General features: G+C 73.8%; 23 protein-coding genes. 10 read left to right on the top strand and 13 right to left on the bottom strand.

What is annotated here, in order from left to right:
• Positions 1–494: hypothetical protein (locus E1291_RS25605; protein WP_131740534.1), on the bottom strand; the 494-nt coding region annotated here is incomplete at its 3' end.
• Between the two features lie 39 nt (positions 495–533).
• Here E1291_RS25605 and E1291_RS25600 point away from each other — a divergent pair.
• Both E1291_RS25600 and E1291_RS25595 read left to right on the top strand, forming a co-directional pair.
• Positions 534–1,475: an HpcH/HpaI aldolase/citrate lyase family protein gene (locus E1291_RS25600; protein WP_131740533.1), complete on the top strand. Its 942-nt coding sequence runs from the start codon at positions 534–536 to the stop codon at positions 1,473–1,475.
• Positions 1,476–1,525: 50 nt separating this feature from the next.
• On the top strand, positions 1,526–2,971 hold the full coding sequence (locus E1291_RS25595; RefSeq protein WP_131740532.1) for a CPBP family intramembrane glutamic endopeptidase: 1,446 nt from the start codon (positions 1,526–1,528) through the stop codon (positions 2,969–2,971).
• On the opposite strand, the gene E1291_RS25590 is transcribed toward E1291_RS25595, so the two are convergent.
• Entirely contained in the window at positions 2,966–3,355 is a 390-nt protein-coding gene (locus E1291_RS25590) for an NUDIX hydrolase (protein ID WP_131740531.1), read from the bottom strand. The two genes, E1291_RS25595 and E1291_RS25590, sit on opposite strands and share 6 nt — an antisense overlap.
• Positions 3,356–3,438: 83 nt before the next feature.
• On the opposite strand from E1291_RS25590, the gene E1291_RS25585 reads away from it, so the two are divergent.
• From E1291_RS25585 to E1291_RS25570, 4 genes are read left to right on the top strand one after another with little or no spacing between them, the layout of a single operon-like run.
• The gene (locus E1291_RS25585; RefSeq protein WP_131740530.1) at positions 3,439–4,086 is read left to right on the top strand and encodes a DUF6758 family protein; all 648 of its coding nucleotides are present in this window, start codon (positions 3,439–3,441) and stop codon (positions 4,084–4,086) included.
• A gap of 54 nt (positions 4,087–4,140) precedes the next feature.
• Positions 4,141–5,019 (top strand): PHP domain-containing protein, encoded by an 879-nt coding sequence (locus E1291_RS25580; protein ID WP_131740529.1) that lies wholly within the window; start codon positions 4,141–4,143, stop codon positions 5,017–5,019.
• A gap of 10 nt (positions 5,020–5,029) precedes the next feature.
• A complete protein-coding gene (locus tag E1291_RS25575) occupies positions 5,030–5,737 on the top strand; it encodes an MBL fold metallo-hydrolase (protein ID WP_131740528.1) in 708 nt (235 codons plus the stop codon).
• A 19-nt stretch (positions 5,738–5,756) separates the two neighbouring features.
• On the top strand, positions 5,757–6,653 hold the full coding sequence (locus tag E1291_RS25570; RefSeq protein WP_306434482.1) for a RecB family exonuclease: 897 nt from the start codon (positions 5,757–5,759) through the stop codon (positions 6,651–6,653).
• A gap of 8 nt (positions 6,654–6,661) precedes the next feature.
• On the opposite strand, the gene E1291_RS25565 is transcribed toward E1291_RS25570, so the two are convergent.
• Positions 6,662–7,540 (bottom strand): alpha/beta fold hydrolase, encoded by an 879-nt coding sequence (locus E1291_RS25565; RefSeq protein WP_131740527.1) that lies wholly within the window; start codon positions 7,538–7,540, stop codon positions 6,662–6,664.
• Positions 7,541–7,610: 70 nt separating this feature from the next.
• On the opposite strand from E1291_RS25565, the gene E1291_RS25560 reads away from it, so the two are divergent.
• A complete protein-coding gene (locus tag E1291_RS25560; protein WP_131740526.1) occupies positions 7,611–8,312 on the top strand; it encodes a glycerophosphodiester phosphodiesterase in 702 nt (233 codons plus the stop codon).
• A gap of 84 nt (positions 8,313–8,396) precedes the next feature.
• On the opposite strand, the gene E1291_RS25555 is transcribed toward E1291_RS25560, so the two are convergent.
• From E1291_RS25555 to ligD (E1291_RS25520), 8 genes are all read right to left on the bottom strand, one after another.
• On the bottom strand, positions 8,397–9,884 hold the full coding sequence (locus E1291_RS25555) for a DEAD/DEAH box helicase (RefSeq protein WP_242614363.1): 1,488 nt from the start codon (positions 9,882–9,884) through the stop codon (positions 8,397–8,399).
• Between the two features lie 565 nt (positions 9,885–10,449).
• The gene (locus E1291_RS25550; protein WP_131740524.1) at positions 10,450–10,740 is read right to left on the bottom strand and encodes a GlsB/YeaQ/YmgE family stress response membrane protein; all 291 of its coding nucleotides are present in this window, start codon (positions 10,738–10,740) and stop codon (positions 10,450–10,452) included.
• A gap of 180 nt (positions 10,741–10,920) precedes the next feature.
• Positions 10,921–11,154, bottom strand: a complete 234-nt coding sequence (locus tag E1291_RS25545; protein ID WP_131740523.1) for a DUF3107 domain-containing protein — start codon at positions 11,152–11,154, stop codon at positions 10,921–10,923.
• Between the two features lie 137 nt (positions 11,155–11,291).
• A complete protein-coding gene (locus tag E1291_RS25540) occupies positions 11,292–11,912 on the bottom strand; it encodes a TetR/AcrR family transcriptional regulator (RefSeq protein WP_131740522.1) in 621 nt (206 codons plus the stop codon).
• A gap of 256 nt (positions 11,913–12,168) precedes the next feature.
• A complete protein-coding gene (locus E1291_RS25535) occupies positions 12,169–12,381 on the bottom strand; it encodes an Rv3202a family protein (protein ID WP_131740521.1) in 213 nt (70 codons plus the stop codon).
• Between the two features lie 37 nt (positions 12,382–12,418).
• Positions 12,419–13,744, bottom strand: a complete 1,326-nt coding sequence (locus tag E1291_RS25530) for a dihydrolipoyl dehydrogenase family protein (protein WP_242614362.1) — start codon at positions 13,742–13,744, stop codon at positions 12,419–12,421.
• 127 nt (positions 13,745–13,871) lie between these two features.
• A complete protein-coding gene (gene ligD, locus E1291_RS25525) occupies positions 13,872–14,804 on the bottom strand; it encodes a non-homologous end-joining DNA ligase (protein ID WP_242614361.1) in 933 nt (310 codons plus the stop codon).
• The gene (gene ligD, locus E1291_RS25520) at positions 14,794–15,768 is read right to left on the bottom strand and encodes a non-homologous end-joining DNA ligase (protein WP_131740520.1); all 975 of its coding nucleotides are present in this window, start codon (positions 15,766–15,768) and stop codon (positions 14,794–14,796) included. Before ligD (E1291_RS25520) ends, ligD (E1291_RS25525) begins: the two co-directional genes overlap by 11 nt.
• A gap of 113 nt (positions 15,769–15,881) precedes the next feature.
• Here ligD (E1291_RS25520) and ku point away from each other — a divergent pair, with 113 nt between their 5' ends.
• Positions 15,882–16,763: a non-homologous end joining protein Ku gene (gene ku, locus E1291_RS25515; protein WP_131740519.1), complete on the top strand. Its 882-nt coding sequence runs from the start codon at positions 15,882–15,884 to the stop codon at positions 16,761–16,763.
• Positions 16,764–17,434: 671 nt separating this feature from the next.
• Here ku and E1291_RS25510 read toward each other — a convergent pair.
• Complete coding sequence (locus E1291_RS25510; protein WP_131740518.1) at positions 17,435–17,737, bottom strand: hypothetical protein; 303 nt, start codon at positions 17,735–17,737, stop codon at positions 17,435–17,437.
• A gap of 378 nt (positions 17,738–18,115) precedes the next feature.
• Entirely contained in the window at positions 18,116–20,362 is a 2,247-nt protein-coding gene (locus tag E1291_RS25505) for an MMPL family transporter (RefSeq protein WP_131740517.1), read from the bottom strand.
• A 207-nt stretch (positions 20,363–20,569) separates the two neighbouring features.
• Here E1291_RS25505 and E1291_RS25500 point away from each other — a divergent pair, with 207 nt between their 5' ends.
• Complete coding sequence (locus E1291_RS25500) at positions 20,570–21,316, top strand: TetR/AcrR family transcriptional regulator (RefSeq protein WP_131740516.1); 747 nt, start codon at positions 20,570–20,572, stop codon at positions 21,314–21,316.
• A 235-nt stretch (positions 21,317–21,551) separates the two neighbouring features.
• On the top strand, positions 21,552–21,777 hold a 226-nt coding region (locus E1291_RS25495; RefSeq protein ID WP_207400933.1), incomplete at its 3' end, for a hypothetical protein.

The following is a 21,777-nucleotide window of genomic DNA, read 5'->3' as shown; positions in this document are numbered from 1 at the left end:
TTGCGGCCGAGCAGCCGGGGCGGCGGGCCCGCGGTCGTCGCGGGCGTGGGCACCGGCCGGACGGCGGCGTAGTCGCCCGAGTGCCCGCCGGGCGCCTCGGTCAGCTCTCCCGTCGGCGTGAGGCGCACGATGTAGGAATCGGCGGCCCACCGGTCCACCTGGCCTTCGTGCGTGGGCGCGTTGAGGCGGTCCTTGGCGAGCATCGGCGCGACCTCGTCCCACAGCTCCGTGCCCGGCTCGACGTGCGCGCAGGCCGCGGTGAACGCCAGGAGCCGGCCGCCCTTGTCCTTGCTGCGCAGGATCACCGTGACCCGGTCGGCCTCCGGCAGCCCGGGGAGCGGCTGTTCCCCGTCCCCGCCGGTCAGCACGTAGGCCGACCCGTCGTGCCATATGTGCCAGGCGGCCCTGGGCTGCGGCAGGCCGGGAAGGTCCAGCCACAGCAGCCCGGACTTCTTGGCCGCCTCCTCCACCAGAGCCGCGTTGAGGTCACCCATGTGAAGCAGCGTCTCATACCGCTGGATACCATCCGGCGCATGCGTTCTCGACGTACCACCCTCGCCGTGCCGGGCAGTAACCCCCGTTTCATCGAAAAGGCCCGCGACCTGCCCGCCGACGAGATCTTTTTGGACCTGGAGGACGCGGTCGCGCCGGCGGTGAAGGAGACCGCGCGGGCGAACGTCGCCGCGGCCCTCAACGAGGGCGGCTGGGGCGAGAGGGTCCGGGTGGTGCGGATCAACGACCTGGACACGCACTGGGCGTACCGGGACGTCATCGAGGTCGTCGAGGCCGCCGGCGCGAACCTCGACGCGATCATGTTGCCGAAGGCGTCCGACGCCTCCCACGTCCAGTGGCTGGACCGGCTGCTCACCCAGATCGAGCGGGGGACGGGTCTCGAGGTCGGCCGGATCGGCATCGAGGCGCAGATCGAGGACGCCCAGGGCCTGATGAACGTGGACGCGATCGCCGCGTCCTCACCCCGGCTGGAGTCGCTCGTCCTCGGCCCCGGCGACCTGATGGCCTCGCTCAACATGAAGACGCTGACGGTGGGGGAGCAGCCGCCCGGCTACACCGAGGGCGACGCCTACCACCACATCCTCATGCGGATCCTGGTGGCCGCCCGCGCCCACGGTCTCCAGGCCATCGACGGGCCCTACTTCAACATCCGCGACGTGGACGCCTTCACCCGGGTCGCGCGGCGGGCGGCGGCGCTCGGCTTCGACGGCAAGTGGGTGCTGCACCCCGCGCAGATCGAGGCGGGCAACGCGGTGTTCTCACCGGCGCAGGACGACTACGACCGCGCCGAGCTGATCCTGGACGCCTACGAGCACCACGTCACCGTCGAGGGGCGCGGTGCCGCGCGGCTCGGCGACGAGATGATCGACGAGGCGTCCCGCAAGATGGCCCTCGTCGTCGCGGCCAAGGGACGCGCCGCCGGGATGACGCGCACCGAGTCCTTCGACGCGTCCGGGGGCTGACCCCACGTACGATTCGTCCCACGGACCGAAGCCGGTGGGAGGGGTCATACGTGTCGGAACCCGGGGGCGTGGACGGATGGGCCCCGCTCGATCCCGACCTGCCGACCGGATCACCGGCCGACTCACCGCCCGACTCGCCGGGCGCGCCCGCCGGGCGGCCCCCCGAACCTCCGGCGCCGCCCGGCCCGCGTGCCCCCGCCCAGGGCTGGTCCTGGCCGGAGCAGGACCCGGGCCCGCCGCCCTACCAGGGCGTGTACGGCGCACCGCAGCGGCCGCCCGCCCCGTACGGCGCCGACCCCTCCTGGACGGGCCAGTACGCCCCACCCCAACCCGGCGCGCCCCACTATGACGGGCCTCCGCAGCCCTACCAGCCGTATCCGGTGCCGTTCGGTGAGGCCGGGCCGGGGCCCGTGAAGGCGCCCTGGGTGGTGCCGACGCCGCCGGGCACGCCGTTCCACCGCATGGCGCGGACGGCGGCGCACCGCTGGTGGCGGCCCCTGGTCGGGACGCTGGCCGTCGCCGGAGCCGGGTTCGCGCTGGCGATCGCGATGATGATCCTCGGGCTGATCGTCCGGATCGCGGTGACCGGCGACCTGCCCGACAACGCCGGCCCGGAGTCGGACTCGCTCTTCGGCGACGACACCGCCGACCTGGCGTTCGAGCTGGCCTCCCTCGGGGTGTTCCTGCCGGTCGCGCTGCTCGGCGCGTGGGGGGTCCAGCGCCGGCGGCCGGGCACGCTGTCGTCGGTCGCGGGCCGGCTGCGCTGGCGCTGGCTGCTGATCTGCTGCGGCCTCGCCCTGGCCTTCTGCGCCGTGTCGTACGGGTCGTCGCTGGTGGCGGCCGCCTTCGTGCACGACGACTCGGGCGGCGACGACCACTGGGTCGGCTGGGGCCGCTTCCTCGCCCCCGCCCTCGTCATCATCCTGCTGGTGCCGTTCCAGTCGGCGGCCGAGGAGTACGTCTTCCGCGGCTGGCTGCTGCAGGCGGTGGGCTCCTGCACGCTGGAGACCGCCAGGGGACGGGTCGCGCGCGCCTTCAGCGTCGTCCTGCGCACACCCTGGCCCGGGATCGTCCTGGGGTCGGCCCTGTTCACCGCTGGCCACGGCTACACCGGCTGGGGGATCGTCGACATCTTCTTCTTCGGGGCCCTGTCCGCGTGGCTCGCCGTCCGCAGCGGCGGGCTGGAGGCGGGCATCGCCATGCACGTCTTCAACAACCTGATGGCGTTCCTCGCCCCCGCCGCGGTCGGGAAGCTCGACATCGAGCAGGGCGGCGTCCCCTGGCAGTACGTCGTGGCGGACATCATCCCGATGGCGCTGTACGCGGCGGCGGTGCTCTGGTTCGTCCGGCGCAAGCGGATCCAGACCGTCACGCCCGCGGCGCCCGTGGACGACCCCGGCCCCGACGCCCCCGTGGGGACGCCCGAGGCCGGGGCCTCCGGAACGCCGGTACCGCCCGTCAAGGGGCAGGCGGCCGGCCCGGAGCTCGTCTCATAGGACTCCCCACGAACCGAGGGCGTCGAGCAGCCCGGAGGTGACCGGGAGCGCCCGCAGCCCGGCGGGCGAGACCCAGCGGACGTCGGACGCGTCGTCCCCGGCCCGCAGCTCACCGCCCGTCACGGTCGCGGCGTAGTCGTGGATCTCGTAGGTGACGCCGTCCGGGCCGGGCCGGTCCACCGAGCCCACGAGCCGCCCGACGGCGACCTCCAGGCCGGTCTCCTCCGCCAGCTCCCGGGCGACCGCCGCGGCGTCGCCCTCGCCGGGCTCCACCCGGCCGCCGGGGATCGACCACAGCCCGGCGCCGGGCGGCCTCCCGCGCTTCACCATGAGCAGCCGCCCGCTCCCGTCCCGCACGATCCCGCCGACGCAGCGCACACGCATGACCCCATTTTGTCGCCCCTTTCCCAGGCGGCTACCTCGGGGAACTTGACGGGGCGGTGCCACGCCGCGCAGGGTGGGTAACCGTGAGGGCGGAGCCCACCTGCCCGCGCTGCGCGGGCCCTCTTCGTGCGCCGAGCCTCTGGTCGAGCGACTGGGGCTGCGGCGTGCACGGCGCCGTCCTGCCGCGGCAGCCGTCCAAGCGGCCCGGTCCGGACGGCCTCGCGGCCGTCCTGCTGGACGCCCGCGTCCCGGTGTGGACGCCCTGGCCGCTTCCGCTGGGCTGGCTCGTCACCGGCTTCGCCACCGTGGGGGACGAGCGCAGCGGCGCGCGCGCCGTCGCCGTCGCGGCCTCCGGTCCCGGCCTGCTGCGCGGCCCGGCCGACATGGTGCTGATCGCCGAGGAACCCGGGATCGGGCTCGGCGCCCACTACGCGGGCCTGGACGGCGGCGACCCCGGCGAGGTGTGCGAAGGCAGCCCGCCGCACGTGAAGCTGGACGTCAGCGGCCCGGCCGCGACCTGCGGCCACTCGGTGCCGATGTGGGCGGTCGGCGCCCGCCCCGACCGCGCCGTCTACGTGGGCGAGGCGATGGGCAACTGGCTGTGGGCGGTGCTGTGGCCCGCCGAGTCCGGGGTCCTCATGCTGGAGACCCGCAAGCTCCTCGACCTGCGCGAGCCCGGAATGGACCTCGACCTCCCCTACGGCGCCCACAGCCCGCGACTGGACGAGTAGGCCCACGGCCCGTCCTGCCCGTGCCGCCGGGAGAGGGCTTGGTATGAAGGGGCCATGCGGATCGATCTGCACAGCCACAGCGACGTGTCCGACGGCACCCGCCCGCCCGCCGAGGTCGTCCGGCGCGCCCGCGCGAACGGGGTGGACGTCCTCGCCCTCACCGACCACGACACCGTCGGCGGCTGGGACGCGGCGGCCGAGGCCCTGCCGGAGGGACTGACCCTCGTCCCCGGCATCGAGCTGTCCTGCCAGCAGGAGGGCCGCAGCCTGCACATGCTGGGCTATTTGTTCGACCCCGCCGAGCCCGTCCTCGCGGCGGAGCTGGCCCGCATCCGCGACGACCGGGTGGTCCGCGCGCAGACGATGGTCGACCGTCTCCAGGAGCTGGGCGTGGGCGTCACCTGGTCCGCCGTCCGGGCGCTCGCGCGCGGCGAGGCGGTCGGCCGCCCGCACATCGCCCGCGCCATGGTGGACGCGGGCGCCGTCCGCACCGCCGACGAGGCGTTCACCCCGGACTGGATCGCCCAGGGCGGCCGCGCCTACGCCGAGCGGTACGCGCTGGACCCGGCGCGGGCGATCACGCTGGTCCGCGCCGCGGGCGGCGTCTGCGTGCTCGCCCACCCGCGGGCCCGGCGCCGCGGCTACGTCTTCCCCGACGAGGTCGTCGAGCGGCTCGCCGCCGCGGGCCTGGCCGGCGTCGAGGTCGACCATCCCGACCACGCGCCGGACGACCGGGCCCGGCTGCGGGGACTGGCGGCGTCTCTGGGGCTCGCCGCGACCGGCTCCAGCGACGACCACGGCGCGCCGACCGGCGACCGGCTCGGCGCCGAGACGACCGCTCCGGACGCCTACGAGGCGCTGGCCTCCGCCGCGACCGGAACCCCGCCCCGCGTGATCGCCGCGCGCCCCGACCGACCCCGCAAAGCACGGTAGGGTGCGTGGCGTGGACGCGCGCATCGAACAGGTGGTGACGTCGGGTCAGCTCACCCTGGACGACACCGACTACGACGTCGAGAGCAACACCTACATCGTCGGCGACGACGACGAGGTCATCGTGATCGACCCGGCGTACGACGCCGAGGCCATCCTCAAGGAGGTCGGTGACCGCGAGGTCATGGCCGTCCTGCTCACCGACGGCAACGAGCACCACCTCGAGGTGGTCCTCGAGGTCGCCGCCGCGGGCGAGGAGGACGAGGAGAACTGGGCCCCGATCGCCCTGCACCGCGCCGACAGGCTGCTGTGGCGCGACTACTTCGGCCGCCTCGCCAAGGAAGAGGAGGACGAGGACGACGCCAAGGCGCTGCGCGCCCTCGAACCCGACATCTGGCTCGAGGACGGCGGCGTCTTCGAGATCGGCGAGGCCCAGCTGGAGATCGTGCACACCCCGGGCCACACGCCCGGCAGCGTGTGCGTGATCAGCGAGCAGCTCGGCGTGCTCTTCGCGGGCGACACCCTGCACCGTGGCCGCCCCGGCTCGGTCGGCGGGGTCTACGACGACCTGCGCAAGCAGCTCAACAGCATCGGCGCGCTGCTGACGCCCCTGCCGAAGGAGCTGCGGGTCCTGCCCGCCCAGGGCGAGGAGACCACGGTCGGCGAGGAGGACGCGCGCTGGGAGACCTGGGGCGCGCTCGCCCAGGAGAACGACGACTGACCGCCGGGGAAGTCCGAACGTGGACGCGGGCGAGCAGCTCGGCTTAGAGGGCATGCCCCGGCGGCTGTACGCGTGCACGCCGTCGCGGCTGAACACCTGGCTGGACTGCCCCCGCCGGTACCGGATGACCTACCTGGACCGTCCGATGCCGTCGCGGGGGCCCCGCTGGGCGCACAACAGCGTCGGCTCCAGCGTCCACAACGCCCTGGCGGCCTGGTGGCGGCTCCCCGAACGCGAACGCACGCCCGCCGCCGCCGGGACCCTGCTGGCCCGCGGCTGGCTCACCGACGGCTTCCGCGACGCCGCCCAGTCCGCGCACTGGCGCGACCGGGCCCGCGCGATGGTCGAACGCTACGTCGCGTCCCTCGACCCGTCCGACGAGCCGCTGGGCGTCGAGCGCACCGTCGCGACCCGCACCGACAGCATCGCCCTGTCGGGCCGCATCGACCGCCTGGACGCCCGCGGCACCGAGCTCGTCGTCGTCGACTACAAGACCGGACGCCACGTCCTCACCACCGACGACGCGCGCGGATCCCTCGCCCTGGCCCTGTACGCGGTGGCCGCGTCGCGCGTCCTGCGCCGTCCCTGCCGGCGGGTCGAGCTGCACCACCTCCCGTCCGGGGAGGTCGCGGCGTGGGAGCACACCGACGAGTCGCTCCGGCGCCACCTGCGCCGCGCCGAGCAGATCGCGGGGGAGGCGTCCGAGGCCGACGACGCCTACCGCGCCCGCGTCCCGAAGCCCCGCCGGGGCGACGCGCCCGCCGCCGCCCCGCCCCTCGGCGACACGGCCCTGGACGACGTGTTCCCGCCCCGTCCCGGCGCCCTCTGCTCCTGGTGCGACTTCGCCGCCCACTGCCCCGAAGGGCGGGAGGCCGCCCCCCGCAAGGACCCGTGGTCGGCCCTCCCCGAGGGCTGAGCGGCGGATCAGCGGAGGTCGCGCTCGGCCTGGTTCCAGAAGTGCGTCAGGGCGCCGGCGGTCGTCTCCGGGGCCTCGACCGCGGGGGAGTGCGCGGCGCTGGGGATGACGACCTTGGCGGCGTCGAGCCGCGCGGCCATGGCGGCCTGGGCGCGGGGGTCCCAGACGTCGTCGTCCTCGCCGTACAGGACGAGGACGCGCAGCCCCGTCTGCTCGCAGTGCTTGACGAGCTCGTCGACCCGGTCGGGCGCGCCGAGCAGCTCACGGGCCATGGAGACCAACCCGGCCTCGGAGTTGCCCAGCGTGCGGGCCTTGAGGAACGCGACGATGTCCGCCGCGACGCCCCGCCCGACATAGTCCGGTTCCAGGCTGATCGTCCAGATGGTGGGCATACCGAGCTCGGGAACGGCGTCGCGCAGGGCCCGCGCCTTGGCGGCGGCCTGGCCCGTGAGCGCGGCCGGACCCGAGCTCATCAGCGTGTACGAGGCCGGCGGCACCGGCCCGTCGAGGACGGCCTCACGCGTCACCAGCCCGCCGAAGGAGTGGCCGACCAGGTGAACGGGCTCCGGGCCGAGGGCGTCCAGCAGGGCGGTGACGTCCTCGCCCAGCGCGGCGCGGGCATAGGCGGACGGGTCGTCCGGCCCGTCCGACTCGTACTGCCCGCGCATGTCGATCGCCACGACCCGGCGCCCGGACGCGGCGAGCGTCTGCAGGACCGCGAGGAAGTCCTCCTTGCTGCCGGTGTACCCGGGGACCAGGAGGGCCGGCCAGCGCTCGGTGACGCCCGACCCCGGAAGCGCCTCCAGGGCGGCGAAGCGGCCGCGGGAGGTCTCGACGGTCGTCCGGCTAACGCCGGGGGGCAGGGTCAGGAACCGGGGCGTACTCACAGGGGGCCACCATACTAAATCGGCGTCCTCGGGCACCGGCTCCGGAAGGCGCGATGGTAGCGTCCACAGCGTGGAAGCCAAGCCGGCCGTCTCCGCGCATCGCCGGGACGAGGCGGGCCTGACCGGCCTCAAGGACGCCGTCGACTCCGGCGCCGAGTACGTCGAGATCGACATCCGGCGGACCGGCGACGGGCGCCTCGTCGTGCACCACGATCCGGCGATCGGCGGACTGCCGCTGAACCGGCTGACCTACCGGCGGCTCCAGGAGCTGTCGCCGCGTCCCGTCCCGCTGGTCGCGGACGCCATGGAGATCATCGCCAATGGCGGCGCGCAGGGCCATCTGGACCTCAAGGAGCGCGGCTGCGAGCACGAGACGGCCGAGCTCGCGGTGGCGGCGTTCGGCGTGGAGAACTTCGTGGTCACGACCCGCGAGGTGACCTCGCTGGTGGAGATCAAGCGCAACTTCCCGAAGGCGCGCACGGCCCTGTCGGTGGGGCGCGGCCTGTGGGAGCGCGGCGCCGCGCGCGACCTCGCGCCGCTGCGGCTGATCCGCGAGGCGGGCGCCGACATGGTGGCGCTGAACCACCGGCTGGCCCGCGTGGGGGTACTGCGGCAGTGCGGCCGCGCCGGGTTCCCCGTCATGATCTGGACGGTGAACGCCGAGCCGCTGATGCGCCGCTTCCTCGGCGACCCGCGCGTCGCCGTGCTGATCACCGATCATCCGGGCGTCGCCCTGGGCCTGCGCGACGCGTCCCCGAGCCCACGCCGCTGACCCGCGCCCGCTCTCACCTGGTGGGGGACGCGTGCCACCGCGAGATCACGGGTTCGTCTCCGTGATCTCGCGGTTGCGGGTGGATCAGGCGGTCTGGGACGCCTCGGCGGTCCCGCCGCGCTCGGCGGCGGGCTTGCCCGCGCGGGTACGGCGCCGGGTACGGCTCCGCTTGCGCTCGGTGGCGACCGCGTCCACGACGTTGCCGGGGGCGGGATCGCCCGCCACCGGCGCCGCCTCGGTCTCGCCCGCGACGCCGTCGACGGACACGGCGCCCTCGACGGGCCGGCCGGCCCGGGTACGGGTCCGCTTGCGGCGGCGCGGACGGGGCCGCTCCCGCTCGTGGCGGTCCCGGTCCCGGTGGTCGCGGTCCCGGTGGTCACGGCTGCGGGTCTTGCCCGTCTCGCCGATGTCCTCCAGCGCCTCGGCGTCGAGGCCGGCGCGCTCGCCGCGCTGCTCCTTGGGCAGCTTGCCCTTGGTGCCCGCGGGGATGCCGAGGACCGCGAAGAAGTGCGGCGAGGTGGAGTAGGTCTCCTCCGGCGCCGCGAACGGCAGGTCGAGCGTGCCGTTGATCAGCTTCCAGCGGGTCAGGTCGGACCAGTCGACCAGCGTGACGGCGGTGCCCTCCTTGCCCGCGCGGCCGGTCCGGCCGATGCGGTGCACGTAGGTCTCCGCGCTGTCGGGGCACTCGTAGTTGACGACGTGCGTGACGTCGTCGACGTCGAGCCCGCGGGCCGCCACGTCCGTGGCCACCAGGACGTCGATCTTGCCGTTGCGGAACGCGCGCAGCGCCCGCTCCCGCTGGCTCTGGCCGAGGTCGCCGTGCACGGCGGCGGCGTCGAAGCCGCGCTGCGCGAGATCGGCGGCGACCCGGTCGCAGGCCCGCTTGGTCTGGCAGAAGACCATGGTGAGCCCGCGGCCCTCCGCCTGCAGCAGGCGGGCCAGCATCTCCGGCTTGTCCATCTGGTGGGCCTGGAAGACGTGCTGGACGACCTGCGGCGTCGCGTCGGACTCCGCGTGCGCCTCGGCCCGCACGTTGGTGGGACGGGTCAGGTAGCGGCGCGACAGCGCCACGATCTCGCCCGGCATCGTCGCCGAGAAGAGCATCGTCTGCCGCTGCGCCGGAATCCGGTCGATGATCCGCTCGATGTCGGGCAGGAACCCGAGGTCGAGCATGCGGTCGGCCTCGTCCAGCACCAGCACGCCGACCTTGGACAGGTCCAGGTGCTTCTGCTTGACGAGGTCGAGCAGGCGGCCCGGGGTGCCGACGACGACGTCGACGCCCTCGCGCAGCGCCTCGATCTGCGGCTCGTAGGCGCGGCCGCCGTAGACCGACAGCACGCGGGTGCCGAGCTTGCCGCCGGCGACCAGGAGGTCATCGGTGACCTGCAGGGCCAGCTCGCGGGTCGGCGCGACGACGAGGGCCTGCGGCTCGCGGCCGCCGTGCCGGATGCGCTGCAGCAGCGCGATGCCGAACGCCAGCGTCTTGCCGGTGCCCGTGCGGGCCTGCCCGATGATGTCGTGCCCGCCCAGCGCGATCGGCAGGGCGAGCTCCTGGATGGGGAACGCTTCCACGATGCCCTCGGCCTGCAGGGCATCGGCTATCTCGGGGACGACCCCGAGTTCACGAAAGGTAGTCAGGGCTTTCAGCCTCCAATGTGCGGGGTCCTCACTCCCGGGTGCGGCGCGGCCCGGAGCCCGGTTCGGCCGGATGCCGACGGGTGGGCGGCCCGCACACAGGGGGCCGCCGGCCGGGCTCCGCCTTCCGGGCGTGCCCGCCGCTCGCATCCTGTGGCCGCGCGCTCGCGCGGGAGGGACCAGCCGTCAATCAATGTCTCGGCGACCGCAGTCAGGGGTTGAAAGCAGTCACTCACTGTGGCTGCGTGCGGTCACACTCCGCCACGCAGTGTACCGACCGTCAGTTCTCTACACCAATAGCCGATCACCGGGGTCAACGTTTCCCTATTCTGGTCTATTCCCCATGCCGCTCGCCAGGGCGTATTCGGTGCCGGGCGGGCCGTCCCGGCGGGTCCGCGGAGACCCGCCGCGACGGCCACATCCGGACATGCGGAAGCCCCCGCATGCGGGGTACGGGGGCTTCCGCGGGTCGGGGCGCCGGTCGGGGCGTGGCGCCGGTGCGTCAGTAGGAGCGCCGCCGGGTGCGCCAGCCGTGCCGCCGGCCGCCCCCGCCGCGCCCGTGGGCGGAGGTGAGGGCCGCCACGCCGAGCGCGGCGATCACCACCGCGAACACCAGCGCGACGAACGAACCGGCCCCGAGCGCGTCCGCGACGATGCCGCCGAGGATCGCGCCGGCGACGCCGACGAGGACCGTCAGCAGGACGCCGATGGGGTTGCGGCCCGGGACGAGCAGCCGTGCCAGGGCTCCGATCACGGCACCGACGACGATGAACCACAGGATCGTCGTGAGCATGTCGATCATCCATTCCGTTTCCGTGGGCCGGTGGCCCGTGGTCGGAGATCGATGTGCCCCGTCAGCACGGATCAAACAAAATGCAGGTCAAAGACCGGGAAGGTGGTGCGGACGGCGTGTCGCGCGGTCCGCGGGGGCGGTGCGCCGGAGCGGCCCGGCGGGCCGCTCCGGCGGCCCGGGTCAGGCGTACTGGCTGCCGAAGCCGACGTTGCGCTGCTCGTCCTCGGAGATCTCCAGGTAGCCGACGCGGGCGGCGGGCACGACCACCCGGCCGGCCTTGCGGTCCTTGAGCACGAACACGCCGCCCTCGGCGGCGAGGGCCTCGGCCAGCGCCCGCTGGACCTCGTCGGCGGACTGCGCGGTGTCCACCACGAGCTCCTTGGGCACGGACTGCACGCCGATGCGAACCTGCACGTGATGCTCCCCTTCGTCTCACGCGTCCCGCCGACCACCGGCGGACACCTCGATGGTGGCACGCGCGGCACCGGATGCGCGGTCCCGCCGCTTCGCCGCGAGTGAAACCGGAGGCGGCGCGGGGCGGGCGGGGCGGCTCAGCCGGTGCGCGGGAAGCCGGAGATCCCGCGCCAGGCCAGCCGGGCGATGATCTTCTCGGCGGTGTCCTTGGGGATGGCCCGGTGCTGGGACAGCCAGTAGCGGGCGCTGACCTCGGCCATGCCCACCAGGCCCATGCCGAGCAGATGCGCCTCGTCGCTGGCGGCGCCGGTGTCCTCGGCGATCACCTGGGCGATCATCTCGGCGCACTGCTGGTTGGCGCGGTCGACGCGGGCCCGGACCGGCGCCACGTTCCGCAGGTCGGACTCGAACACCAGCCGGTACGCCTCGCCGTCACCGGCCACGAAGTCGTAGAACGCCTGCATGCTCGCCTGGACGCGCAGCTTGTTGTCCGTGGTGGACTCCAGCGCGTCGCGGACGGTCTTCACCAGCGCCTCGGCGTGCTCGTCCAGCAAGGCCAGGTACAGCTCCAGCTTGCCCGGGAAGTGCTGGTAGAGCACGGGCTTGCTGACGCCCGCGCGCTCGGCGATCTCGTCCATCGCCGCGGCGTGGTAGCCCTGCGCGACGAACACCTCCTGCGCCGCGCCGAGCAGCTGCCTGCGACGTGCCAGCCGAGGCAGTCGCGTGCCGCGGGGGCGGGCGTCCGGGGTCGCGGTCACCACACTCTCCGATCACCGATCGTCGCGGCGGAGTGGGACGCCCGCCGCGGGAACTGATCCCACCATCGTACGCGTGAGTAACCTCCGGGGTCACCGCAGTGGCCACGCCGACGTTCCTTCACGCAGGTCAGTCTATTTCCGGCGGCGGCCCCCGCGTCCGCAGGACGGTGATGTTCCCCCGTGCTTCCTCGGGCTCCGTGCTTCCTCGGGCCCGGTGCTTCCTCGGGCTCCGCGCTTCCGCGACCCCGGTGGGCCGTCAGCGGTAGTCGTCCTCGTCCAGCCGGACCTCGCGGCGCTGCTCGGCGGCGTCGGCCTCGTCGGCGTCGAAGGGCATCGGGGCGGGCCGCTCCCGCCGTTCGTCGTCGTCGCCGAGCGTGGCGCGCTGCTCGGCGATGTCGGCCTCGGGGGCGTCGTCCGGCACCGGGTCGTCCTCGGGCCGCGGCCGGTCCAGGTCGTCGGTCTCGCTCATCGCGCGTCCTCCTCAGGGCTCGCCCGCACGGGCTCGCTCACAGCCGCCCGGCCAGCTCCCGCAGCGGAATCTCCAGGGACTCCCCGTAGGTGGGGAACGCGTGGACGACGTCGGTGAGCAGGCCCAGCGGCGTCTCCGCGCGGATGGCCAGCGCGATCTCGCTCATCCACTCCTCAGCGTAGAACCCGGCCGCGGCGGCGCCGATCAGCAGCCCGCGGGACCGGTCGGCGTACAGCTCCACCCGCCCCCGATCATCGGCCTCGACCGCCGCGCGTGCCGTCGCGGCGAGGTCGTACCCGGCGGTGAGGAGGTCTATGCCGAGTTCGGCCGCCTGCGCCGGGGAGACGCCGACCGAGTAGACGCTGGGCGTGGTGTGCACGACGCGCGGAATCGCCCGGTAGTCGGCCTCCCGGCGCCGCCCCAGCAGGTTGGACAGCACCACCCGCGCCTGGTAGCGGGCGGCGTGGGCGGTGCGGGCGACGCCGGTGACGTCGCCGGCCGCCCAGACCCCGCCCGTGGACGACGGGACGCCGCACGTCTCGTCCACGGGCACGCCGTGGCCGGGCGCCGAGGCGATGCCGAGGGTCTCCAGGCCGAGGTCGGTCACCCGGGGGCGGCGCCCGGCGGCGATGAGGACGCGGTCGGCGTCGAGGGCGCCGCCGTCCGACAGCCACAGCCGCACCCCGGCGTCCTTGCGCTCCACTCTCGCGACGCCCGCGCCGAGCCGCAGGTCGGCGCCCAGCCGGCGCAGCGACTCGGCGAGCACCTCGCCCGCGAACGGCGCCTCGGCGGTCAGCAGCCGCCCGGACGCCTCCACCAGCGCGACCTGAGACCCGAACGCCGCGTACACCTGGGCCAGCTCGCAGCCGACCGGGCCGCCGCCGAGGACGGCGAGCCTGCGCGGCAGGTCGGGGACCGACAGCGCCTCGTCACTGGTCCAGAACGGCACGTCGGCCAGGCCCTCGACGCGCGGCACGACGGGTTCGCCGCCGGTGCACAGCACGAGGTCGTCGAAGCCGATCTCGGCGCCGTCGACGTCGATCCGGCCGGGGCCGAGGATCCGGCCGCGGCCGCGCAGCACGGCGACGCCGTCCTCGGCGAGCCGGGCGACGGCCCGGTCGTCGCCGCGGTACGCGGCCAGCCCGTCGCGGCGGGTGAGGGCCAGCTCCCACGACTCGCCGCGCCGGGCCGACAGCAGCAGCGACTTGGAGGGGACGCAGGCGAAGTACGGGGACTCGCCGCCGACCAGGCGGCTCTCCACGAGCGCGACGTCGCGTCCGGCGCGGGCGAGCCCCGACGCGACCATCCCTCCCGCGGTTCCCCCGCCCAGCACCACGGCGCTGTAGTGATGGTTGTTCCGCACAGTTCGTCCTTCCGGGCCATGTCCCCCTGGCTTCATGGTGACGGAATCCGGTGCCTCAGCGTGCGGATTCGAACACATAGGGCAGTCGGAGCGCGTCCGGAGGGGCCCCGAGCGGCGAGAAGGGCGGTCAGGAGGGGAGGGGCCGCCGGTCGCCGAGCAGCGGTTCGAGGAGGTCGCCGTGGTCGGCGATCCGGTCGAGGGCCTCGGCGGGCGTGAACACCAGGTCGGTGGCGTCGCGGCAGGACTCCAGCTCGTCCCAGGACACGGGAGTCGACACCGACGGGCTGTCCGCGGCGCGCAGAGAGTAGGGGGCGACGGTGGTCTTGGCCGGGTTGTTCTGGCTCCAGTCGACGAAGACCTTGCCCTTGCGCAGCCGCTTGTCCATCTTGGCGACGACCAGGCCGGGATGCTCACCGGCCAGCCGCTGAGCCGCGGCCTTGGCGTACTGGGACGTCCGGCTCGACTCCTCGATCGGGACGTACAGGTGCAGGCCCTTCTTGCCGCTGGTCTTCGGATGGGACTCCAGCCCGTCCTCGGCGAGCAGGTCGCGCAGCAGGCCGGCGACCTCGCACGCCTCCACGACCGTCGCCGGCGGACCCGGATCCAGGTCGAACACCACCAGATCGGGGTCGTGCACCCCACCGCGCGGCCCGATCCTCCACTGCGGGACGTGCAGTTCCAGCGCGGCGAGGTTGGCGCACCACACCAGCGTGGCGAGGTCGTCGACGACGACGAAGTCGAGTGTGTCGCGGCCCGTCGAACTGCCGGGGGTCGGGACGGTGGCGGTGCGGACCCAGCCGGGCGTGTGGGCCGGGGCGTTCTTCTCGAAGAACTTCCCGCCGGACACACCGTCCGGCCAGCGGATCCGCGTGGCGGGACGGTCCTTCAGATGGGGCAGCATGACCGGCGCGACCCGCGCGTAGTAGTCGATGACCTCGCCCTTGGTGAAGTCGGGGTAGAGGTCCTTGCCGAGGTTGGACAGGCTCAGCTCCCGGCCGTCCACCTCCACGCTCACCCTTTCGCCGCCGCCCGTCCCAGCGCCGCCCGTCCTACTGGTCACTGGTCACCTCCAGCGGGTCCTTGTCGTCGCGCAGCCCCCGCCAGGACGGGAAGCGCAACCGCCCGTCCCGGGTCCGCGCGGCGTAGGCGATCTCCCCGACGAGGCGCGGCTCGACCCACTGGGCGTCGCGGGCGAACTCGCGCGGGACGGGCTCGTCGTAGGGGCTGGTGGGACGGCGCAGCGGCCACAGGGTCCCGTACAGCTCGTCCAGGGCCCGGTCGGTGAACCCGGTGCCCACGTGGCCGACGAAGCACAGCCGGCCCTTCGGGTCGTACTCGCCGAGCAGCAGCGAGCCGACGCCGCCCTCGCGGCGTCCCCGGCCGGGCTTCCACCCGCAGACGACGATCTCGCGGGTCTGGAAGTTCTTGACCTTGCGCCAGTAGTCGACGCGCCGGCCGGGCCGGTAGGGGGAGTCCAGCCGCTTGGCGAGCAGCCCCTCCATCCGCTGCTCCTGGGTGAAGTCGAGCAGCTCCTTGACCTGCGCGGAGTCGCCGCCGTGCAGGTAGGGCGGCACCTCGATGGGGCCGGTCCCGGCGAGGTCCAGCCCGGTCAGCAGGGCGCGGCGGCTCGCGTACGGCTCGTCCAGCAGGGTCCGCCCGTCCAGGGACAGCAGGTCGAACACCACGTACCGGACGGGCACCTCGCGGATCAGCCGGGCGCCGGGACGGCCCACGTGCATCCGCCGCTGGAGCCGCTCGAAGCTCGGCCTGCCCTGGTCGAACGCGACGACCTCGCCGTCCAGCAGCACGTCGTGGTGGGGGAGAAGGTCGGCCAGGCCGGACAGCTCGGGGTAGCGGCCCGCCACGTCGCCGCCGCGCCGGCCCGCCGCCCGGACCCCGCCGCCGCACACCCGGGACAGCACGCGGACGCCGTCCCATTTCAGCTCCAGGCCCCAGCGCTCGCCATCGCCCGGGAGGTCCCCGGTGACGGCCATCATCGGCTCAACCGGCCATGGCATGGTCATAACGGCGTCCTACCCGTTGCCCGCACCCAAGAAAAGGATCAAGGGCTCGTTGTGGAGCAAATCGCACGAGGTTGCGACGCTAAGGGGAGGAACGTGCTGGGTAAGGAGGGATCATGCGCAGTATCTGGAAGGGCGCGATCTCGTTCGGGCTGGTGACCATACCGGTGAAGCTGTACTCGGCGACCGAGCAGCGGGACGTCGCCTTCCACCAGGTGCACCGCGAGGACGGGGGGCGCATCAAGTACAAGCGGGTGTGCACGATCGACGGCGAGGAGGTCCCCTACTCCGACATCGCCAAGGGCTACGAACTGCCGGGCGGCGAGATCGTCGTGCTCACCGACGAGGACTTCGCCGACCTGCCGCTGTCGTCCAGCCGCCGGATCGACGTCCTGCAGTTCGTGGAGCGGGACGAGGTCGACCCCATCTACTTCGCGAAGTCGTACTACCTGGAGCCCGAGGGCCAGGGCGCCAAGCCGTACGTGCTGCTGCGCGACGCGCTGGAGGAGTCCGGGCAGGTCGCCATCGTGAAGGTGGCGTTGCGGCAGCGCGAGTCACTGGCGACGCTGCGGGTCCGCGCGGGCGTGTTCGTCCTGGAGACGATGCTGTGGCCGGACGAGGTCCGCGCACCGGGCTTCCCCTTCCTGGAGGAGGACATCGAGGTCCGCAAGCAGGAGCTCACGATGGCCACTTCGCTGATCGAGTCGATGGAGGGGGAGTTCGACCCGGCGGAGTACAAGGACGCCTACCGCGAGGCGCTCCAGCAGGTCATCGACGCGAAGGTGGAGGGCCGGGAGGTCACCCGCCCGGCGGAAGAGGCCGCCGAGGAGCCCGCCGCCGACCTGCTGAGCGCCCTGCGCGCCAGCGTGGAGGCCGCGAAGAAGAGCCGCGGCACGAGCGGGAAGTCCACCTCCCGCAAGACCACCAGAACGAAAGCGGCCCCCAAGTCCAGCGAGAAGAAGGAACCCCCCAAACCCCGCACCCGCAAATCCGCCTGACCCTTCCCACCGGCGCTCCAGGAGGGCCCCACAAGATCGTGAAGGCCGCACGCGAAGACAAGTGAAACCGCGCAGCGCTCGTAAGCACCGCGCCCCGGTGAACGGTTGAGTGCGGGAGGTACGGGGGCTCGCGTGAGAACTCCCTGGGGGCAGCGAGTGCTGCGAGAGGTTCCGCAATTGTCCTTTGGGGCGTTCGCGTGAGGGCCTGGGCGGGGGTTGCTTGCGGGGAGCGGGTGGAACTGTGTGCGGGCCGTGTGGGGTTGCGAGGGCGCGTGAAGGTTTCGTGAGGCTCGGGCGGTGATGTGGGGGGCTTCGGGAGGCTCGGCGGGCTGGTCGGGTGGGAGCGCGGGGCTTGGCTTGGGCTAGGGCCCTATTAGGGCCTTGTGAGGGGTGGGTGAGGGGCGAGCAAGGGGTGCGTGAGGGCTCGTGAGGGTGTGAGGTTCCGCGGGGGCATGGCAGGGCCGTGGCGGGCTTGGAGGCTTGCGGGGGTGCGGGCCGGGGGCGGGCGCGAAGGGCGTGCGAGGGCGTCGCTTCGTTCAGGTGGGGGGGCGCGTGGGCCCACTTAGGTGTGGGGGTGAGGCCGCGGCGGCGCGGGCCCTCCGCTCCGCGCCGCCGCGGGTTCGATCCGTCCGGGGGCGGGCCGGGCGTGCGGGCCCGCCCCCGGACGGCGATCAGCCGTCCCGGCGGGCGGCGAGCACGCGGCCGAGCAGGGTCGCGGCGCCGGACGGGTCGTCGCACGGGGCGATCCGCTCGCCCCAGCTGTAGAAGTAGGCCCAGGCTCCGCCGGAGCGCTCCGGCGCGGCGATGACGTTCTCCTGCAGCGCGCGCATCTCGGGGTTGGCGACCAGGGCGCTGGGGCGGCGGTCGGCGGGCGCGGTGACCTCGACCGTCCAGCCGCGCGAGCGCAGGACCTCGGTCAGGCGCTCCAGGTGCCCGAGCGCCGTCTCGGGGTCGGTCATCACCTGCGCGGACATGCTGCCTCCAAGGAACGTCCCGTGAACGGTGGGGGAGGGGCCCGCCGGGCGGTCGCCGCCGCGGTGCGCGTCACGCCGCGGTCCGGCCGGGGGGAACGCGCTCAGTCTCCCGCCGGTCGGGGGAGATCACAAGGACTTTGCGTTACTTGGCGTTCACTCTGACGGCATCGGGCGTCCGGTGGGCGGTCGGCCGCCGGTTCCATGGCCCGTGGGCCGGGCGACCCTTGGTCTGGCCCGTTCCATACGCGCATGGAAACCCCCCGCAGGGCCTGGACCGTGTGCACCCACAGGTGATGCGACACGGGCCGGACGGCGGCCCTGCGGGGGGCTGGACGGTGAGGCGGGGGCCGGGTGGTGGCCGGCCCCCGCGCAGGAGTGTCAGGGCACGGGTTCGAGCCGCTGCGGGATGGCGGACTCGCTCTCCCGGATCCCGTAGCGGCTGTAGATCCGGCGCAGCGGCCCGGGCGCCCACCAGTTCGCCCGGCCCAGCAGCCGCATCGTCGCGGGCACCAGCAGCGCCCGGACGACCGTCGCGTCGATGACGATCGCCACGGCCATCCCGACGCCGACCATCTTGATGAACGCGATGCCGGACGTCGCGAACGCCCCGATCACCACGATGAACAGCAGCGCGGCGCTGGTGATGATCCCGCCGGTGCGCTGCACGCCGGTGGCGACGGCGAGGGTGTTGGAGCCGGTGAGGTCGTACTGCTCGCGCACCCGCGACAGCAGGAACACCTCGTAGTCCATCGAGATCCCGAACAGCATGGCGAGCATCAGGATCGGCATCGCCGGGCTGATGGCGCCGGTGGCGGTGAAGCCGAGCGGGCCGGACAGGTTGCCGTCCTGGAAGATCAGCACCACCACGCCGAACGTCGCCGACAGCGACAGCAGGTTCATCACGATCGCCTTCAGCGGCAGCACCACCGAGCCGAACGCCAGGAACAGCAGGACGAACGTCGCGCCGCCGACGAGCAGCGCGAGCCAGGGCAGCGTCGCGGCGAGGCTGCCGAGCTGGTCGACGATGTCGGCGGTGGAACCGCCCACGTGGGTCGTCGCGCCGGGCGGCGGCGGAACGTCCCGGACGCGGTCGACCAGGTGCCGGGCGGCGGACGAGTTCGGGTCGGCGTCGTAGCGCAGCGAGATCCGGGTCGTAGTGCCCTCGGTGCCGGTGACGGTGCTGCCGGTCACGCCGGGGACGGCGGCCAGGCGCTGGCCGTACGCCTGCACCGCGGCCCGGTCGGAGGTCCCCGTCACCACGGCCTCGATCGGGGCGGTGGCGTTGCGCGGGAACTGCGTCTCCAGCGTCTCGGCGACGACCCGGGCGTCCGCCCCGGAGGGCAGCACCTTGGCGTCCACGCCGCCCCAGTTGATGCGCAGGAACGGGGTACCGAGCGCGGCGAGCAGCGCCACGGTGACGACGGCGTAGATCACGGGACGTCGCATGACGCTGTGCGCCAGCCGGCCCCACCAGCCGTCGGCCGTTCCGGCGCTCTCCGCCCCGGCGGTCGCGGCGTCACCGGCGGTCGCGGTGTCACCGGTGGCCGCGGCCGAGGTCCCTGTCGTGGCGGGCTTGCGGCGGCGCCGGACCGACAGCGCGTTCACCCGCGGGCCGAGGACGGCCAGCAGCGCGGGCAGCACGGTCAGCGCGCCGATCATGCAGACGAAGACGGTCGCGATGCCGCCGTACCCCATGGAGATCAGGAAGTTCTGGTCGAACAGCAGCAGGCCCGACAGCGACACCGCGACGGTGACGCCGGAGACGGCGACCGTGCGCCCGGCGGTGGCCATGGTGGCGGCCAGCGCGTCCTCGATCGCGGTACCGCCGCCGGGGTCGCGGGAGATCTCCTCGCGGAACCGGCTCACCACGAACAGGCCGTAGTCGATCGCGAGGCCGAGGCCGAGGAACGTCGTGATGTTCACCGCGAAGATCGACACATCGGTGACGTAGGTCAGCAGGTGCAGCGCGGTGAACGAGCCGAGGATGGCCATGCCGCCGATCGCCAGCGGCAGGCTCGCCGCCACCAGCCCGCCGAAGATCAGCACGAGCAGGACCAGCAGCACCGGCATGGCGAAGCCCTCGGCCCGGCCGATGTCGGACGACACGCGCTCGTTGATCGCGGTGCTGGTGCCGATCTGGCCGCCGACCTTGGCGGTCAGCCCGCCGCCGACCTCGGTCAGGTCCTTCTTGATCGCGTCGTAGGAGTCGTCGCGGGCGCCCTCGTCGGCGCCGGCGAGCCGCAGCACCGCGTAGGTGGCGGTGCGGTCCTTGCTGACGAACTGCGGCGCGCGGGTCGTCCAGTACGTCGAGGTCGCGGCGATCTTGTCGGCCGGCAGCGCGCCCAGCGCCCGCTCGACGGCCGACCGGTAGGCCGGGTCGTCCACGGTCCGGCCCGCGGCGCCCTGGTAGAGGACCACCACGTCGGCCTCGCTGCGGCCGAGGTCGCGCTCGGCGATCTTCATCGCGGTGGCGCTCTCGCTGTCCGGCGTGCTGAAGCCGCCGGACGAGGTCAGGGCGCCGAAGACGCCCGTCCCCCAGACGGCGGCGAAGACGAGCGCGGCGCCCGCCGCGGCGAGTACCCAGCGGCGGCGCCGGTGCACCCAACGCCCCCATCGTTCGAACATGGTCGATCCCCCATGAGGTGATATGCGCTAACGGCAGTGAACGGCGTTTAGAGCGAACGGTGTTAACTTTGCATCAGGGCTTCACTTTCGTCAACGGTGTTTCTTGAGGAATCATGCGGGGGCGGCCGGAGACGGCCGGGGACCGGACGGCGGGGAACGGAAGGCGGGAGGATCGTGAGCGGGGCAGCGGAGGGAGAGCGCGGCGACGTGAGGACACGGCGGGATCGGCTGCGGGCCGCGACGGTCAAGGAGATCTCCGAGACCGCCCGGCGCATCCTCGTCGAGGAGGGCGCCGAGGCGGTGACGCTCCGTGCCATCGCCCGGGAGATGGGCATGACCGCCCCGGCGCTGTACCGCTACTACGACAGCCATCGGGAACTGCTGCGGCATGTGGTCGGGGACCTGTTCACCGAGCTGACCGCCGAGCTGCACAACGCCATCCACGAGGTGCAGCCCCCCGACCTCAGCCGCAAGTTCCTCGCGGTCTCCCGCCAGTTCCGCCGGTGGGCGCTGGCGCACCCCCGCGAGTACGCGCTGCTGTTCGGTGCCCCGGTGCGCGGCACGTCCAGCCAGGAGGACGCCGACTTCGCCGAGGCATGCGCCCGCGAGTTCGGCTGGACGTTCCTGGCGCTGTTCCTGGAGCTCTGGCAGAAGAAGCCGTTCCCCGTGCCCCCGGACGAGGAGATCGACCCGGCCCTGCTCGTCCAGCTGCGCAAGTACCGCGACGAGGACCTCGGCGTGAGCCTGCCGCTCGGCGTGATCCAGCAGTTCCTGAAGTGCTGGGTGCGGCTGCAGGGCGGGGTCAGCCTGGAGGTGTTCGGGCATCTGGAGTTCGCACTGGACGACGCCGAGCCGCTGTTCGAGCTCATGCTCAGCGAGATCAGTCCCATCCTCGGCCTCACCTACACGCCTCCCGGCGGGCCACCGGCCGCCGGGCCGTCCCTCGCCGGCTGACCCGTCGCCGAGGCGCGGGTTCGGCCCGGGACGGGGCGGGACCGTGTCGAAGCGGGGCCGTCCAAGGTTGGTGCCCACATCGGCGTCCTCTCGTCGGCGGGCCGGACACGTCCACCCTGGTCGCGCGGCACGGCGGGCGGCATCCCCCGGGCGGCCCACGACCCGGCCACCCGGCGGAGCGGCCTCCTCCAAGTGGAGGACTCGCCGGCGCGGGACGGGCTTCTACGATCGAGGCGTGCTGATGCGATGGATGGAGCGCGCCCTCGAAGGCCGTTCGGGGCCCGCGCGGCTGCTCGCCCTAGTCGCGCTCGGCCTCGGCGACCTGCTCCTGCTGCACCGGCCGCAGGACGCCGCCGACCGGCTGCTCGCGCTCGCCGGCTTCGCGATCTGCGCCGCCGCCTACCTGGCGCCGCGCGCCGCCCCGCCCGCCGTCCCCGCGCCCGCCGTCTCCGGCGTCGCCG

This window comes from Actinomadura roseirufa (assembly GCF_900659635.1).
GTDB classification, from domain to species: domain Bacteria; phylum Actinomycetota; class Actinomycetes; order Streptosporangiales; family Streptosporangiaceae; genus Spirillospora; species Spirillospora roseirufa.
Note: the sequence above shows the minus strand (reverse complement) of the source record. Positions and strands in the feature narration are given on the sequence as shown.

Excerpts from the sequence above, each read along its gene's own strand:
- E1291_RS25600 (WP_131740533.1), top strand. The coding sequence starts at position 534 with ATGCGTTCTCGACGTACCACCCTCGCCGTGCCGGGCAGTAACCCCCGT.
- E1291_RS25590 (WP_131740531.1), bottom strand. The coding sequence starts at position 3,355 with ATGCGTGTGCGCTGCGTCGGCGGGATCGTGCGGGACGGGAGCGGGCGG.
- E1291_RS25580 (WP_131740529.1), top strand. The coding sequence starts at position 4,141 with ATGCGGATCGATCTGCACAGCCACAGCGACGTGTCCGACGGCACCCGC.
- E1291_RS25550 (WP_131740524.1), bottom strand. The coding sequence starts at position 10,740 with ATGCTCACGACGATCCTGTGGTTCATCGTCGTCGGTGCCGTGATCGGA.
- E1291_RS25535 (WP_131740521.1), bottom strand. The coding sequence starts at position 12,381 with ATGAGCGAGACCGACGACCTGGACCGGCCGCGGCCCGAGGACGACCCG.
- ligD (WP_131740520.1), bottom strand. The coding sequence starts at position 15,768 with ATGACCATGCCATGGCCGGTTGAGCCGATGATGGCCGTCACCGGGGAC.
- ku (WP_131740519.1), top strand. The coding sequence starts at position 15,882 with ATGCGCAGTATCTGGAAGGGCGCGATCTCGTTCGGGCTGGTGACCATA.
- E1291_RS25510 (WP_131740518.1), bottom strand. The coding sequence starts at position 17,737 with ATGTCCGCGCAGGTGATGACCGACCCCGAGACGGCGCTCGGGCACCTG.
- E1291_RS25505 (WP_131740517.1), bottom strand. The coding sequence starts at position 20,362 with ATGTTCGAACGATGGGGGCGTTGGGTGCACCGGCGCCGCCGCTGGGTA.